Genomic DNA, 13,832 nt, shown 5'->3' with positions numbered 1-13,832 from the left:
GGGCAAGGTCAAGCACCAATGTTCGAATCGCCGCAGAGCAGAAAAAAGCGGGAGCCAGCCTGCTGGCGATTGCGGTGTGTCATTCAGCAATGAAGTCCGCAGACACACCCTCATCGCCAGCAGGCTGGCTCCCACAGTTTCAGGTCGGCTCAGTAACCGAGATCGGCGCGCTTGAGGTACATGCCTTCCTGATTCATCGCTATCCGGTATTTCTGTATATCGCCCGCTTGCAGTTTTATTTCCTGCGAGCCGGGTGCGAGCAAGCCCGGATTGCAACCGGGTACTTGTCCCGGCAACAGCTTCAAGCGCAACGAAACCTTGCCCGGCGGCAGGTTGAACGAAGTGCTCTGCTCCTGAAACAGCCGCGCCGACAGCTGATCCTGGATGTACACGCCAATTTCGCACGAGGTCGCCACTTCCAGGCGCTCGCGGGAAATGATCAGTACCGCGTAATCTTCCCCGACAGCCTGCACAGGCGCGGCGGCGGCGAAAAGACCGAGAAAGCCAAACAGGCTGAAAGCTGACCAGCGCATGGCTGCATCTCCTGCAATTTAAGTCATTGATGTACGCAGCTTGGCCGAGCGCGGCGCCGATTGCCAGCCCGGCAGTTTTTGCCAGAACTTGACCTTGCCATCGTGGCAAGCTCGAAACTGCCGGCAACCTCACTCAAAGGACATCGCATGCAAGTGTTCAACGTTCAAAACATGTCTTGCGGCCATTGCGTCAAAGCCATCACCAACGCCGTGCAGGCCAGGGATCCGGCGGCCAGCGTGCGCGTCGACCTGGCCGCTAAAGAAGTCGGCGTCGAAAGCCAGCTGGATGCCGCGCAGATCATCGAAGCGATCAGCGAAGAAGGTTATCCGGTGAAGCTCGTCTGAATTTTTTTCGTTAGCGAGCTATCGGAATGTTCAAGGCGTCCGGGCGCAGCTAGACTGTCGGGCTGCGACCCGCCCACCTGGATGCCCGATGAACTTTCGTACCATTTTGATACTTGGCGCCTTGAGCGCTTTCGGTCCATTGGCGATCGACTTTTATTTACCCGCATTTCCGGCCATGGCGCTGGCGTTCGGCACCGATGAGCAGCATGTACAGCTGACGCTGGCGGCGTACTTCCTCGGCCTGTCGCTGGGCCAACTGGCGTACGGGCCGATTTCCGATCGGTTCGGCCGGCGGATTCCATTGCTCAGCGGCGTCGGCCTGTTCACCTTGGCGTCATTGGGCTGTGCCTATGCGCCGAGTCTGGAATGGCTGATCGGCGCGCGTTTCGTCCAGGCGCTCGGCGGATGCGCGGGCATGGTGATTTCCCGTGCGGTGGTCGCCGACAAGTGCGATGCGGTGGGCTCGGCGAAGGTTTTCTCGCAACTGATGCTGGTGATGGGCCTGGCACCGATTCTGGCGCCGATGCTCGGCGGGCTGCTGGTCAATACCAGCGGTTGGCAGTCGATCTTTCTGGTGCTGACCGGTTTCAGCGCCCTCGCGGCTCTGGCCGTGGCGCTTGGCCTGCCGGAAAGCATGCCGGCACACGTACCGCGCCAGCCACTGTCGGGCGCGCTGCGCCAATACACGCGACTGGTCAAGGACAGGGTTTATCTGGGCCACGCACTCACCGGCGGTATCGCCATCGCCGGCATGTTCGCCTACATCGCCGGTTCACCGTTTGTGTTCATCAAGTTGTACGGCGTGCCTGCCGAGCATTTCGGCTGGCTGTTCGGCACCAACGCGGCGGGTTTCATTCTGGTGGCGCAGGTCAATGCGCGGCTGTTGGCCAAGCGCGGCCCGGCGTTTCTGCTGGTGCGTGCGGTGTGGGTGTACTTTCTCGCAGGGCTTACCTTGCTGGCGGTCGGCGCGATGCGGCCGGAAGCCTTGTGGCCGTTGCTGATTCCGTTGTTCATCTGCATCGCCAGCCTCGGTTGCATCATCCCCAACGCATCTGCCTGTGCGATGAACGGCCAAGGGGCGCGGGCCGGCAGCGCGTCGGCAATGCTCGGTTGTCTGCAATTCAGCATCGCCGCCGGTGCGGCCGCGCTGGTGGGTGTACTGCACGATGGCAGCGCCGTGCCGATGGCCATGGTCATCAGCCTGTGCGGGTTGCTGGTAGTCAGCGTCGCTTTGCTCACCCGCCGCCTGCAGAATGCCCGGGCATTGGCGCAAGCCCAGGCCGAGGCGTAAACAGTCTCAGCCGGCAGCGCGCTGCTGGCTGTATTCGGGAATGCGATGGGGCGCGCACAGTCGCGCTTCGAGGGTGCGAGTGAAAGCCAGTGCTTCGGCTTCACTGCGAAAGGTCACGACATGCTGGTCAAGGCGAACCTGCCATTGAGACTTTGCCACTTCTTTTATCAGGATCTTCATTGCTGACCTCCCTTGCGTAAAAGATGTATCGCAGAGGCTTCGATTGTAGACCTGAATACGATCGCAATTGTGACAACGCCTGGGCATCGGACTGACGGCAAAAAACCTCGCAGCCCTGCCAGCCGCTCTAGCGCTGGCACAGGCTGCGAGCTCCGGTTTTCTCAGAAACCTTCTAAAACAATTTTTCCCTTGGCCTTGCCGCTTTCCAGCAGTTCATGGGCGCGACGCAGGTTGGCTGCATTGATGGTGCCGAAGTGTTCGCCGACAGTGGTTTTCAAAGTGCCGGCATCGATCAGTTGCGCGACGCGGTTGAGCAGATTGTGCTGCTCGAACATGTCCGGCGTCTCGAACAGCGAGCGGGTGTACATGAACTCCCAGTGCAGAGACAGGCTCTTGCGCTTGAGTTTGCTCACGTCCAGCGACTTCGGATCGTCGATCAGCGCCAGTTTGCCCTGCGGCGCCAACGCCTCGACCAGTTGCTCCAGATGCTGGTCGGTCTGGGTCAGGCTGGCGACGTGGGTCACGCTGTCGAGGCCGGCGCGCTTGAGTTCTTCGCTCAACGGCTGACTGTGATCGATCACTACATCGGCGCCCAGCGCCTTGACCCAGTCGCGGGTCTGTTCGCGGGACGCGGTGCCGATGACCTTCAGGCCGGTCAGTTGCTTCGCCAACTGCGTGAGGATCGAACCGACCCCGCCGGCCGCGCCGACGATCAGCAGGCTCTGGCCTTCGTCGGTGTTGCCTTCGCTGATTTGCAGACGCTCGAAGAGCAATTCCCAGGCAGTGATCGCGGTCAGCGGCAGCGCGGCGGCTTCGGCAAAACCGAGGGTTTCCGGCATGTGACCGACGATGCGCTCATCAACGACATGCAACTCGCTGTTGCCGCCGGCACGGGCGATGGAGCCGGCGTAGAAGACTTTGTCGCCGGCCTTGAACAGCGTCACGTCGCTGCCCACTGCCTTGACCACACCGGCGACGTCCCAGCCCAGCACTTTCGCAGCGCCGTTTTCCGGCGCTACGTTCTGCCGCACTTTGGTGTCGACCGGGTTGACCGAAATGGCTTTGACTTCCACCAGCAGGTCGCGCGGGCCGGCGACCGGTTCCGGCAGTTCGGTGTCCTGCAGGGCGTTGGTGTCGCTGATCGGCAGGGATGCGTAATAGGCGATGGCTTTCATGAAAGGCTCCGTACGTTAATGGAAGAAGAAATCAGGCAATCGCGCCGAGGCGCTTGAGCTGGAAGTGTTCGATGGTGTCGCCGGCATTGCGCTGAAACTGCTGGAAGTGCGCACTGGCGTTGTGCGCCTGTAGCACCTCTTCACTGGCCCACTGCTCGATCACGTAAAAAACCTGAGGGTCGGCGAGGTCGCGGTGCAGGTCGTACTGGCCGCAACCGGCCTCGGCGCGGCTCGGTGCAACCAGCGTGCGCAGGGCTTGTTCGAGGGCGTCCTGCTGGCCGGGTTTGGCGGTCAGGGTGGCGATGGCCGTGAAGGGCTGGGACATGTTGGGCTCCATTTGCGCGGCGAGAAAATCGATGGAGAGATGATTCGCTATTTCTGTTGGCGATAAAACCGGCTAAAACAGCAGTCTCTTTCAATTTTATTTTGATAATCGAGGCTGAGGATGCTGCGTTTCGATGACCTGCAGTTGTTTGTTCGCGCGGCGGATCTGGGCAGCCTGTCCGCAGCGGCGCGGGTGATGGACATGTCTGCCGCGGTGGCAAGTGCGGCGTTGAAGCGCATCGAGCAGCAATTGGGTGCTCGTTTGCTCGCGCGCTCGACCCGCAGTCTGCGCCTGACCGCCGAGGGCGAGGGATTTCTTGAATACGCACGCGCGGCGCTGAGCAATCTCGATGAAGGTCGGCGCCTGCTTGCCAGTGGCCAGGATCAGGTCAGCGGGATTTTGCAGCTGTCCGCGCCGTCGGATTTCGGCCGCAACCTGCTGCTGCCTTGGCTCGACGAGTTCCAGCGCGAGCACCCGCGGTTGACCGTGCGCTTGCTGCTCGGCGACCGCATCGCCGATCTGTTCCGCCAGCCCGTGGATATCGCCTTGCGGTACGGCGAACCGGAGGATTCCAGCCTGGTCGCGCTGCCCATTGCTGCGCACAACCGGCGTGTGCTTTGTGCATCCCCGGCATACCTCGCCCGGCATGGCGAGCCGCGCCAGCTCGAACAACTGGCTCAGCACAACTGCCTGCTGTACATGCTCGGCAGCCGCGTTCATGACCATTGGAGTTTTCATGACGGCAAGCGCGAAGTCGGCCTGACGGTCAACGGCGACCGTTTCAGTGACGACGCCGACGTCGTACGCTTATGGGCACTGGCGGGTGCCGGGATCGCCTATAAATCCTGGCTCGACGTTGGCACCGATGTACTCGCCGGGCGCCTCAAGGTGCTGCTGCCGGAACTGCTCTGTGAGCGCGCACCGCTGAATCTGTTGTGCGCTCATCGCGCACAATTGAGTAAGCCGGTGAACCTTCTGCGCGACATGCTCGCCAGCCGTTGCGCTGAATTGAGTAGTCAATTTCGCGTTTTTTCAAAAGTTGATCATTAGTCGCAGGTAAATAGAGAAATTTCTCTCAGCAACAATCACCAACTGTGCAGGCCCGAGCGCAGGACGCGGCGCCTAACCCGCTTATACTAGCGCCCGCCTCATGCCAGCACCGCCACCCCGGCCCGGAGACCTTCGCACCCCGTCGCCCGTACTGGCGTGACGGTCGCGCATCTGCTGCGGGTGCTGTGCCGAGACAGGCTGCGTCAGTGGCTTGCCTCGCCCCGGTTCATGGCGATTTTCGCGTCTTGGCCGACGACTGATTACCGGCCAAGATGTCTCCGAGCAGTAGACGATACGATTCAACAGGGAGTGAACACATGGAACATGCACCTTGCATCAGCCAGATCGCCACGTTGCTGGCCGACCCCAAGCGCAGCGCGATGATGTGGGCGTTGATGGATGGCGCGGCGCGGCAGACCGAGGAGCTTGCGCTACAGGCGGGGCTATCGCCGTCCTCGGCCAGTGCGCACCTGACGCGCCTGGCCACCGGTGGTCTGTTGAGGGTCGAAGTCCGTGGTCGCAAGCGGTTTTTCCGCCTCGCGGCGCCCGAGGTCGGCGCGGCGATAGAAGCTCTCGCCAGCGCCACCATCGCCAGTGCGCCGCGCGAGGTTCCCGAGGTGTTCAAGCGCAGCACGCCGCTGGCCAAACCGCAGACCGCACCGTCGTCGCTGTTGCGCGCACGGTTTTGTGACGATCACCTGGGCGGTACGCTGGCCGCCGATCTGTACCAGCGCCTGCTCGATGCCGGCTGGGTCGAGCAGTTGGAGCATCGCGTCGCGGTGACCCAAAAGGGCGCCAGGTTGCTGGCCGACCGTGGCGTGTTCATTCAGGCGTTGGCCCATCGCAACGTGCAAGTGGCTTGTGCCTGCCCGGACTGGAGTGAGCGGCGTCCGCACATGGGCGGTTCACTCGGCGCGGCATTGCTGCAGTTGTTCATGCAGTCCGGCTGGCTGACGTTGCCCAACGACTCCCGAGCCTTGCAACTGACGGCCACCGGGCAACGCGAATTGCACCGTTTCGCCAAAGACACCGAGCTGGAACTGGCGTAGCAGAGCGGTGTACGCAGGCTGCCCGAATTGCACCTGCGTATCTCGCGTCGTTGATGGCTGCGAACAGGTCGCATCCAGCAGCAACGCCGAATCGCTATCGCGCACACTCGTTCCGGGGATATTTCGGAGGGGGGAAGCAGCATGCAAACACAGCGCTACAGCGCGGCAGAACGTCTGGAACGCCTGCCGATCAGCGGTTATCACCGGATCATTTTCATCATCATCGCCCTGGCGTTTTTCTTCGACTCCATGGACCTGGCGATGATGACGTTCCTGCTCGGCTCGATCAAAGCCGAGTTCGGCCTGAGCAGCGCACAGGCCGGACTGCTCGCCAGTTCGAGTTTTTTCGGCATGGTGCTGGGCGCCTCGCTGTCGGGGATGCTCGCCGATCGCTTCGGACGCAAGCCGGTATTTCAGTGGAGCATCGTGCTCTGGGGCGTGGCCAGTTATCTGTGTTCGACGGCGCAAACGGTCGAGACACTGACCCTGTTCCGTATCCTGTTGGGGATCGGCATGGGCATGGAATTCCCGATTGCCCAGTCGATGCTGTCGGAGCTGATTCCGGCGCAACGTCGCGGGCGCTATATCGCCTTGATGGATGGTTTCTGGCCGCTCGGTTTCGTCGCGGCCGGCGTGTTGTCTTACTTTCTGCTGCCGGTGATTGGCTGGCGCGACATCTTTCTGGTGCTGGCGGTGCCAGCGGTGTTTGTTTTGGCGATCCGCTTTTTCATTCCCGAGTCGCCACGCTGGCTGGAACAGGCCGGGCGCGACGCCGACGCGGACAAGGTGTTGAACGGTATTGAAGCGCGGGTGCGTGCTTCGCTTGGCGGTGCGGCACTACCTGAACCGCTGCGCTTGCCGCGCACCGTGACGCCACCGGGCAATTTCTTCGCTGCGCTGAAGCAGATCTGGTCGCCGCAGTATCGCCAGCGCACGACGATGATCTGGAGCCTGTGGTTTTTCGCCTTGCTCGGCTTTTACGGGCTGACCTCGTGGCTCAGCGCGTTGCTGCAACAGTCGGGGTTTGCCGTGACGCAGTCGGTGTATTACACGGTGCTGATTTCGCTGGGCGGGATTCCGGGCTTTCTCATGGCCGCCTGGCTGGTGGAGCGCTGGGGGCGCAAACCGGTGTGCATCGTAACGCTGCTTGGCGGGGGCGTGATGGCGTTTCTGTACGGGCAGAGTGCGGTGTTCGGCGGCAACGTCGCGCTGCTGATCAGTACCGGGTTGCTGATGCAGTTCTTTCTGTTCGGCATGTGGGCGGTGCTCTACACCTACACGCCCGAGTTGTACCCGACGTCGGCACGCGCCACCGGTTCAGGCTTTGCCTCGGCGATTGGCCGGGTCGGCTCGCTGCTCGGACCTCTGGTCACCGGGCTGGTATTCCCGATTACCGGGCAGGGCGGGGTGTTTGCGCTGGGCGCGGCATGCTTTGCAATCGCGGCGGGGGTGGTGTGGCTGTTCGGAATGGAGACGCGGGGCAAAACCCTTGAGGAGCTGACTGAAACCCAAATCCCAGGCTAAACACAGATCCAATTGTAGGAGTGAGCCTGCTCGCGATAGCGGAGTGTCAGATAAAAATAATCCAACTGACACACCGCCATCGCGAGCAGGCTCGCTCCTACAAGGGATTTGCGGTGAGGCTTAGGGTTTTACCAGGCGCGCATCCAGGCTGTTCTGCGCCAGGCGCTTGGCCTGATCCTGGGTCATGCCGAGGTGTTCATGCAACGCATGGAAGTTCTCGGTCACATAACCACCGAAGTACGCCGGGTCATCGGAATTCACCGTGACCTTTACGCCGCGCTCGAGCATGTCGAGAATGTTGTGCTGCGACATGTGATCGAACACGCAGAGCTTGGTGTTCGACAGCGGGCAGACGGTCAGCGGAATCTGCTCGTCGATGATCCGCTGCATCAGGCGCTCGTCTTCGATGGCGCGCACGCCGTGGTCGATGCGCTGGATTTTCAGCAGGTCGATGGCTTCCCAGATGTACTCCGGTGGGCCTTCTTCACCCGCATGGGCGACGGTCAGGAAGCCTTCATGGCGGGCGCGATCAAACACGCGCTGGAACTTGCTCGGCGGGTGGCCCATCTCGGAACTGTCCAGGCCGACCGCAACGAACGCATCGCGGAACGGCAGCGCCTGATCGAGGGTTTTCTCGGCTTCTGCTTCGCTCAGATGGCGCAGGAAGCTCAGGATCAAACCGCTGGTAATGCCCAGTTGCGTCTCGCCATCCTTCAGCGCCGCCGCGATGCCGTTGAGCACCACTTCGAAGGGAATGCCACGGTCGGTATGGGTCTGCGGGTCGAAGAACGGTTCGGTGTGAATCACGTTCTGTTCTTTGCAGCGCAGCAAGTAGGCCCAGGTCAGATCGTAGAAGTCCTGCGAGGTGCGCAGCACGTCGGCGCCCTGGTAATACAGGTCGAGAAATTCCTGCAGGTTGTTGAAGGCATAGGCCTTGCGCAGGGTTTCCACGTCGTTCCACGGCAGGGCGATCTTGTTGCGCTCGGCCAGGGCGAACAGCAGCTCGGGCTCCAGCGAGCCTTCCAGATGCAGGTGCAGTTCAGCCTTCGGCAAGGCGTTGAGCCAGTCGTACATAGTCTTTTCTCATCAGGTGCAATGACGGCATTCTACAGATGCTCGCCGAAACAATTGGCAAAACCTGACCAAGCGATCCATCACACCGCCTCTTGCTCACGCCGGTAAGCGTAAGTATCGGCAAAGCGCGACAGCAGGAATTCGGCGCAGGTGGTGGTCGGATATTTCGCCGGGTGCTGTGCGTCCTGGCAACCGGGCAGGCATTCGATGCGGGTGTCCGGATGTGGCTCGGCAAAGAACGGCATCGAATAGCGGTCGACCCCGAGCGGACTGATCACCCGGTGCGGTGTCGAGCGATAGCGGTCGTTGCTCCAGCGCGCCATCATGTCGCCGAGGTTGACCACGAAGGTACCGTCAATCGGCGGCGCGTCGATCCATTCGCCCCTTACATTCTTGACCTGCAAGCCGCCGGCGCTGTCCTGATAAAGCAGGGTGATGCAGCCGTAATCGGTGTGCGCGCCGGCACCTTGCTGCTCGGCAGAACTGGCGGTGTGGCGCGGCGGATAGTGGATCATGCGCAGCACGCTGACCGGGTCAACGAAACGGTTGTCGAAAAAGTCGCGCTCGATCCCCAGCGCCACGGTCATCGCCCGCAACAGCGTCTGCGCCAGCGCCTGCATGTCTGAGTAATGCTGCTCCATCAATTCAACCCAGCCTGCCTGCGCCGGATGGCGGTTAGGCCCGCGCAACGGTTTTTCGGCGAGTACCTCGGGATGATCAGCGGGCAGGTGCAGGCCCATGTCGAAGGTTTCTTTCAGATCGCTGGGTTTGTCCGGGTCGAGCTGTTCGGTGGCGATGGCGCCGTAGCCGCGGTGATGGCGAGTCTGGGTAATGTCGATCTGGAGTTTTTCCGCCGCGGGCCGGGCGAAAAAGCGTTGCGCATGATCGAGCAGGGCCCTGATGCGCTGCGCGGAAATCGGGTGACCCTTGATGTAGAAGAAGCCCCACTCGCGGCAGGCCTGATCGATTTGCGCGGCGACGGCGGGCCAGGCGTTTTCGTTGTCGGCGTAGAGCGGGCTGATGTCGATGATCGGAAGCTGATTCATACGCAATCCTTGAACACGCTGAAGATCAGATGTAGGAGTGAGCCTGCTCGCGATAGCGGTGTGTCATGAGCGGATACCTAGACTGACACACCGCTATCGCGAGCAGGCTCACTCCTACAGGGGAATGGTGGTGGGGCTGAGATTACTTCGGCATTTCGGCCTTCATGCCTTCCACGTAGTAGTCCATCGATGCCAGTTCGGCATTCGTTGCACTCACACCCGCCGGGATTTTCTCCACGCCGGCCTGATCCTTGATCGGCCCGGTGAACGGCTGCAGCGCACCGCTTTTGATGTCAGCGATGATCTGCTCGGCTTCGGCTTTCATCGGTGCCGGCACCAGGTCGCTGATCGGCAACTCAACCGTGCCTTCTTTCAGCCCGCCCCAGTAATCCTGGGGTTTCCAGGTGTGATCGATCACGCTTTGCGTCGCCTGGATGTAGTGCGGCGCCCAGTCGTTGACGATCGAGGTCAGCACCGCTTTCGGCCCGAAGTGCGCCATGTCCGAGGCGTAGCCCACTGCATACACGCCACGGCGTTCCGCGGCCTGAATCGGCGCTGGGCTGTCGGTGTGCTGGAACACCACGTCGACGCCCTGATCAATCAGCGCGTTGGCTGCATCGGCTTCCTTGCCCGGATCGAACCACGAGTTGACCCAGACCACTTTGATCTCGGTGCCAGGGTTGTATTTGTTCAGGGCCAGTTGAATGGCGTTGATGTCGCGGATCACTTCCGGAATCGGGAACGAGGCGACGTAGCCGATCTTTTTGCTTTTGGTCATCTTTGCCGCAAGGAAGCCGCCGACGTAACGCCCCTCATAAGTGCGCGCCAGATAGGTGCCAAGGTTCTTGTCCTGCTTGTAGCCGGTGGCGTGTTCGAAGGTCACCTTGGGAAACTGCTTGGCGACTTTCACGGTGGGGTTCATGTAGCCGAAGGAGGTGGTGAATATCAGGTCGTACTTGTCCTTGGCCATGTTGCGGATCACCCGTTCGGCATCGGCGCCTTCGGCGACGTTCTCCACATAGTTGGTGGTGATCTGGCTGCCGAACTTTTCCGCCAGCGCCTTGCGCCCCTGTTCATGCTGATACGTCCAGCCGTGGTCACCGATCGGGCCGATGTAAACGAAACCGACTTTCAGCGGATCGGCAGCGCTGGCGCTCAGGCTGATGCCCAGACCGATGGCGGCGCACAGCAGTTTGTGCAGCGGACGTATTTGCATGAAGTGGAGCTCCGTTTTGTTGTGTGTGCCCAGGGCCAATGCAAATTGCTGACCAACAGGACAACAAACAATCCGGAACTGTGTGATGGCTATCGCGAGCAGGCGAAGGCCTACAGGGGAATGCATTTCAAATGTAGGCCTTCGCCTGCTCGCGATAGGGCCATCAGGGCCGATAAAGGTGCACCCGCCGAAGCACCGCCATGGCTTGGTGCGCGAAGATGTAACGAAACGTTAGCGCCGCCCGGCAGTCAGTAGCTTCATCAGCTCCTTTCGGCAAAAGGCCCGCCATGTTCTCGATCCTCAAACAAGAAAGCTTTCTGCTGCTGGCAATCATTGCCGCGTGCATTGCTTATCCGCTGGAACACTGGTTGCTGCACAGCGGCCAGATCGTCGCGCTGGTCGGCGGGCTGGTGCTGATCGGCTTCATCGTCGCCGCGTCGATGCGCGTCGCCCATCACGCCGAACTGCTCGCGGAAAAAGTCGGCGATCCTTACGGCACGATGATCCTGACCCTCGCCGCCGTGCTGGTGGAAGTGGTGATTCTGGCGATCATGATGAGCAACGAAGCCTCGCCCACGCTGGTGCGTGACACGATCTATTCAGCGGTAATGCTCGACATCAACGGCATCCTCGGCCTCGCTGCGCTGATGGGTGGGATCAAGCATGGCGAACAGTCCTACAACGACGACTCGGCGCGCAGCTACAGCGTGATGATTCTCACCGCGATGGGCGTGTCGATGGTGGTGCCGGAGTTTATTCCCGAAGCAAACTGGAAGCTCTATTCGGCGTTCACCATTGGCGCGATGGTGGTGCTTTACGCCTTGTTCCTGCGCATGCAGGTCGGGCCGCACAGCTATTTTTTCAGCTACAGCTACCCGGACAAGCGACGCAAGAAAGAACCGATCGAGCAAGAACCGAAACCGCTGAGCCTGGGCCTGTCGATCGGCATTCTGGTCGGCGGTGTGGTGGTGATCGGTGCGCTCGCCGAGATCATGTCCAAGACCCTTGATCTCGGCCTGGAAGGCACCGGGGCGCCGCCGGTGATCACGGCGATTCTGGTGGCGGCCATTTCGGCGGCGCCGGAAATCCTCACGGCATTGCGCGCGGCACTGGCAAACCGCATGCAGTCAGTGGTCAATATTGCGATGGGGGCGTCACTGTCGACGGTGATCCTGACTGTGCCGGTGATGGAAGCCATGGCGCTGTACACCGGCCAGCCGTTTCAGATGGCGATGACCCCGGTGCAGACGGTGATGATCTTCATCACCCTGATCGTTAGCGCAATCAACCTCAACGACGGCGAGACCAATGCCATCGAAGGCATGACCCACTTTGTGCTGTTTGCGACGTTTATCATGCTGTCCCTGCTCGGCCTCTGAAACACCACAAACAAATGTGGGAGCCAGCCTGCTGGCGATAGCGGTGCATCAGTCAACATTTCTGTTGCTGACCCACCGCTATCGCCAGCAGGCTGGCTCCCACAGGTTTGATCAGTGTTGAATCAGGTCCCGGCGATCAGCTGCCGCGCCGCCTGGCTGTGATCGGCGATCAGGCCTTTGAGATCCAGCCCTTCAACCTGACCATCCACCACACGCCACTTGCCACCAATCATCACCCGATCGGCACGGTCCGCGCCGCACAGCAGCAGCGCCGAAATCGGGTCGTGGCTGCCGGAGAAGCGCAACTCGTCGAGCTTGAACAACGCCAGATCGGCCTGCTTGCCGACCGCCAGTTCACCGATATCGCTGCGGCCCAACAGGCTGGCCGAGCCCTTGGTCGCCCAGCCCAGCACGCGCTCCGGGGTGATCTTTTCGGCGCCATAACGCAGGCGCTGGATGTACAGCGCCTGACGCGCTTCGAGGATCATGTTCGAGGCGTCGTTGGACGCCGAACCGTCAACGCCCAGACCGAACAGTGCGCCGGCGTCGGTCAGGTCGATACTCGGGCAGATGCCCGACGCCAGGCGCATGTTCGAACTCGGGCAGTGGCAGATGCCAGTGCCGGCCTGGCCGAGACGGGAGATTTCGTCCGGGTTGAAATGGATGCCGTGGGCCAGCCAGGTGCGCGGGCCGAGCCAGCCGACGCTGTCCAGATAATCGACGGTGCGCAGGCCGAAACGCTGCAGGCAGAAATCTTCTTCGTCGAGGGTTTCGGCCAGGTGCGTGTGCAGGCGCACGTCGAGTGTGTTCGCCAGTTCGGCGCTGGCCGACATGATTTCCGGCGTTACCGAGAATGGCGAACACGGTGCGAGGGCGATCTGGATCTGCGCGCCGTCGCCGCGTTCGTGGTACTCGTGAATCAGGCGCTGACTGTCATCGAGAATCACCTGGCCTTCCTGCACGGTCTGCTGCGGAGGCAGGCCGCCGTCCTTTTCGCCAAGGCTCATCGAACCGCGGGTGAGCATGGCGCGCATGCCCAGTTCGCGCACGGTTTCGACTTGCACGTCGATGGCGTTTTCCAGGCCGTCCGGGAACAGATAATGATGGTCAGCGGCGGTGGTGCAGCCCGACAGCAGCAGCTCGGCCAATGCCACTTTGGTCGCGAGGGCGAGTTTTTCCGGAGTCAGTCGTGCCCATACCGGGTACAGGGTTTTCAACCACGGGAACAACGGCTGATTGACCACCGGCGCCCAGGCGCGGGTCAGGGTTTGATAGAAGTGGTGGTGGGTGTTGATCAGCCCCGGCAGGATCACGTGCTCGCGGGCATCGAACACTTCGCTGCACGGCGCCGAGGGTTGCTGGCCGGCGGCAAGCACTTCGACGATGACACCGTCTTGCAGGACCAGACCGCCACGGGCGTCGAGCGCGTTGGCCGTGAAAATGGCGAGGGGGTTTTTTAACCAGATACGGGTCGCAGGCATGGTCGCCGGCTCCTCTGAAAGTTGGGTTCAGGGTTGCCAGCTCAGTGTTGCCCTGTCTGCTGATCCAGGTTCGCCGCGACGGCGAGGCGCGCAGTTTCAAACAAATCGCCGCGCCGGGCAAGCCCGACCCGACCAGACAACCCGATCCCTTGTAGGAGTGAGCC

14 protein-coding genes are annotated in these 13,832 nt (G+C 61.4%); 6 read left to right on the top strand and 8 right to left on the bottom strand.

Translation table 11 applies throughout. From position 1 onward, the window contains the following. Window positions 1-149: 149 nt before the first annotated feature. On the bottom strand, window positions 150-533 hold the full coding sequence (locus tag BLU24_RS25205; RefSeq protein ID WP_090281155.1) for a hypothetical protein: 384 nt from the start codon (window positions 531-533) through the stop codon (window positions 150-152). Between the two features lie 147 nt (window positions 534-680). On the opposite strand from BLU24_RS25205, the gene BLU24_RS25200 reads away from it, so the two are divergent. Next, window positions 681-878, top strand: coding sequence for a heavy-metal-associated domain-containing protein (locus tag BLU24_RS25200; RefSeq protein WP_093105016.1), 198 nt, complete (start codon window positions 681-683; stop codon window positions 876-878). Window positions 879-966: 88 nt separating this feature from the next. Further along, entirely contained in the window at window positions 967-2,169 is a 1,203-nt protein-coding gene (locus BLU24_RS25195) for a multidrug effflux MFS transporter (RefSeq protein WP_093105012.1), read from the top strand. 6 nt (window positions 2,170-2,175) lie between these two features. Here the strand turns inward: BLU24_RS25195 and BLU24_RS27865 are convergent, their stop codons facing one another. From BLU24_RS27865 to BLU24_RS25185, 3 genes are all read right to left on the bottom strand, one after another. Continuing rightward, a complete protein-coding gene (locus tag BLU24_RS27865; protein WP_172833298.1) occupies window positions 2,176-2,349 on the bottom strand; it encodes a hypothetical protein in 174 nt (57 codons plus the stop codon). Window positions 2,350-2,510: 161 nt separating this feature from the next. Then, complete coding sequence (locus BLU24_RS25190; RefSeq protein ID WP_093105008.1) at window positions 2,511-3,524, bottom strand: zinc-binding alcohol dehydrogenase family protein; 1,014 nt, start codon at window positions 3,522-3,524, stop codon at window positions 2,511-2,513. A gap of 31 nt (window positions 3,525-3,555) precedes the next feature. Then, window positions 3,556-3,849 (bottom strand): putative quinol monooxygenase, encoded by a 294-nt coding sequence (locus tag BLU24_RS25185; RefSeq protein ID WP_093105004.1) that lies wholly within the window; start codon window positions 3,847-3,849, stop codon window positions 3,556-3,558. 120 nt (window positions 3,850-3,969) lie between these two features. Here BLU24_RS25185 and BLU24_RS25180 point away from each other — a divergent pair, with 120 nt between their 5' ends. From BLU24_RS25180 to BLU24_RS25170, 3 genes are all read left to right on the top strand, one after another. Continuing rightward, window positions 3,970-4,899, top strand: a complete 930-nt coding sequence (locus tag BLU24_RS25180) for a LysR family transcriptional regulator (RefSeq protein WP_093105000.1) — start codon at window positions 3,970-3,972, stop codon at window positions 4,897-4,899. A 317-nt stretch (window positions 4,900-5,216) separates the two neighbouring features. Continuing rightward, window positions 5,217-5,948, top strand: a complete 732-nt coding sequence (locus BLU24_RS25175; protein ID WP_090281171.1) for an ArsR/SmtB family transcription factor — start codon at window positions 5,217-5,219, stop codon at window positions 5,946-5,948. Between the two features lie 141 nt (window positions 5,949-6,089). After that, entirely contained in the window at window positions 6,090-7,472 is a 1,383-nt protein-coding gene (locus tag BLU24_RS25170) for an MFS transporter (protein ID WP_090281174.1), read from the top strand. 120 nt (window positions 7,473-7,592) lie between these two features. Here the strand turns inward: BLU24_RS25170 and BLU24_RS25165 are convergent, their stop codons facing one another. The 3 genes from BLU24_RS25165 to BLU24_RS25155 form a co-directional block, all read right to left on the bottom strand. Continuing rightward, complete coding sequence (locus BLU24_RS25165; protein ID WP_093104996.1) at window positions 7,593-8,546, bottom strand: adenosine deaminase; 954 nt, start codon at window positions 8,544-8,546, stop codon at window positions 7,593-7,595. 80 nt (window positions 8,547-8,626) lie between these two features. Next, the gene (locus BLU24_RS25160; RefSeq protein ID WP_093104992.1) at window positions 8,627-9,592 is read right to left on the bottom strand and encodes a 2-oxoglutarate and iron-dependent oxygenase domain-containing protein; all 966 of its coding nucleotides are present in this window, start codon (window positions 9,590-9,592) and stop codon (window positions 8,627-8,629) included. Between the two features lie 142 nt (window positions 9,593-9,734). Further along, entirely contained in the window at window positions 9,735-10,808 is a 1,074-nt protein-coding gene (locus tag BLU24_RS25155) for a BMP family ABC transporter substrate-binding protein (RefSeq protein WP_093104988.1), read from the bottom strand. Window positions 10,809-11,095: 287 nt separating this feature from the next. Here BLU24_RS25155 and BLU24_RS25150 point away from each other — a divergent pair, with 287 nt between their 5' ends. Then, complete coding sequence (locus BLU24_RS25150; RefSeq protein ID WP_093104983.1) at window positions 11,096-12,187, top strand: calcium:proton antiporter; 1,092 nt, start codon at window positions 11,096-11,098, stop codon at window positions 12,185-12,187. Between the two features lie 122 nt (window positions 12,188-12,309). Here BLU24_RS25150 and BLU24_RS25145 read toward each other — a convergent pair whose 3' ends face one another. Then, a complete protein-coding gene (locus tag BLU24_RS25145) occupies window positions 12,310-13,668 on the bottom strand; it encodes an 8-oxoguanine deaminase (RefSeq protein ID WP_093104978.1) in 1,359 nt (452 codons plus the stop codon). Window positions 13,669-13,832 lie beyond the last annotated feature (164 nt).

This window comes from Pseudomonas sp. Z003-0.4C(8344-21) (assembly GCF_900104975.1).
GTDB lineage: Bacteria > Pseudomonadota > Gammaproteobacteria > Pseudomonadales > Pseudomonadaceae > Aquipseudomonas > Aquipseudomonas granadensis.
The sequence above is the reverse complement of the archived record's forward strand: the minus strand, read 5'-3'. Positions and strand labels throughout refer to the sequence as shown.

Bases quoted from the DNA above. Each gene is read 5' to 3' on its own strand.
- BLU24_RS25205 (WP_090281155.1), bottom strand. From the start codon at position 533: ATGCGCTGGTCAGCTTTCAGCCTGTTTGGCTTTCTCGGTCTTTTCGCC.
- BLU24_RS25200 (WP_093105016.1), top strand. From the start codon at position 681: ATGCAAGTGTTCAACGTTCAAAACATGTCTTGCGGCCATTGCGTCAAA.
- BLU24_RS25195 (WP_093105012.1), top strand. From the start codon at position 967: ATGAACTTTCGTACCATTTTGATACTTGGCGCCTTGAGCGCTTTCGGT.
- BLU24_RS27865 (WP_172833298.1), bottom strand. From the start codon at position 2,349: ATGAAGATCCTGATAAAAGAAGTGGCAAAGTCTCAATGGCAGGTTCGC.
- BLU24_RS25190 (WP_093105008.1), bottom strand. From the start codon at position 3,524: ATGAAAGCCATCGCCTATTACGCATCCCTGCCGATCAGCGACACCAAC.
- BLU24_RS25185 (WP_093105004.1), bottom strand. From the start codon at position 3,849: ATGTCCCAGCCCTTCACGGCCATCGCCACCCTGACCGCCAAACCCGGC.
- BLU24_RS25180 (WP_093105000.1), top strand. From the start codon at position 3,970: ATGCTGCGTTTCGATGACCTGCAGTTGTTTGTTCGCGCGGCGGATCTG.
- BLU24_RS25175 (WP_090281171.1), top strand. From the start codon at position 5,217: ATGGAACATGCACCTTGCATCAGCCAGATCGCCACGTTGCTGGCCGAC.
- BLU24_RS25170 (WP_090281174.1), top strand. From the start codon at position 6,090: ATGCAAACACAGCGCTACAGCGCGGCAGAACGTCTGGAACGCCTGCCG.
- BLU24_RS25165 (WP_093104996.1), bottom strand. From the start codon at position 8,546: ATGTACGACTGGCTCAACGCCTTGCCGAAGGCTGAACTGCACCTGCAT.
- BLU24_RS25160 (WP_093104992.1), bottom strand. From the start codon at position 9,592: ATGAATCAGCTTCCGATCATCGACATCAGCCCGCTCTACGCCGACAAC.
- BLU24_RS25155 (WP_093104988.1), bottom strand. From the start codon at position 10,808: ATGCAAATACGTCCGCTGCACAAACTGCTGTGCGCCGCCATCGGTCTG.
- BLU24_RS25150 (WP_093104983.1), top strand. From the start codon at position 11,096: ATGTTCTCGATCCTCAAACAAGAAAGCTTTCTGCTGCTGGCAATCATT.
- BLU24_RS25145 (WP_093104978.1), bottom strand. From the start codon at position 13,668: ATGCCTGCGACCCGTATCTGGTTAAAAAACCCCCTCGCCATTTTCACG.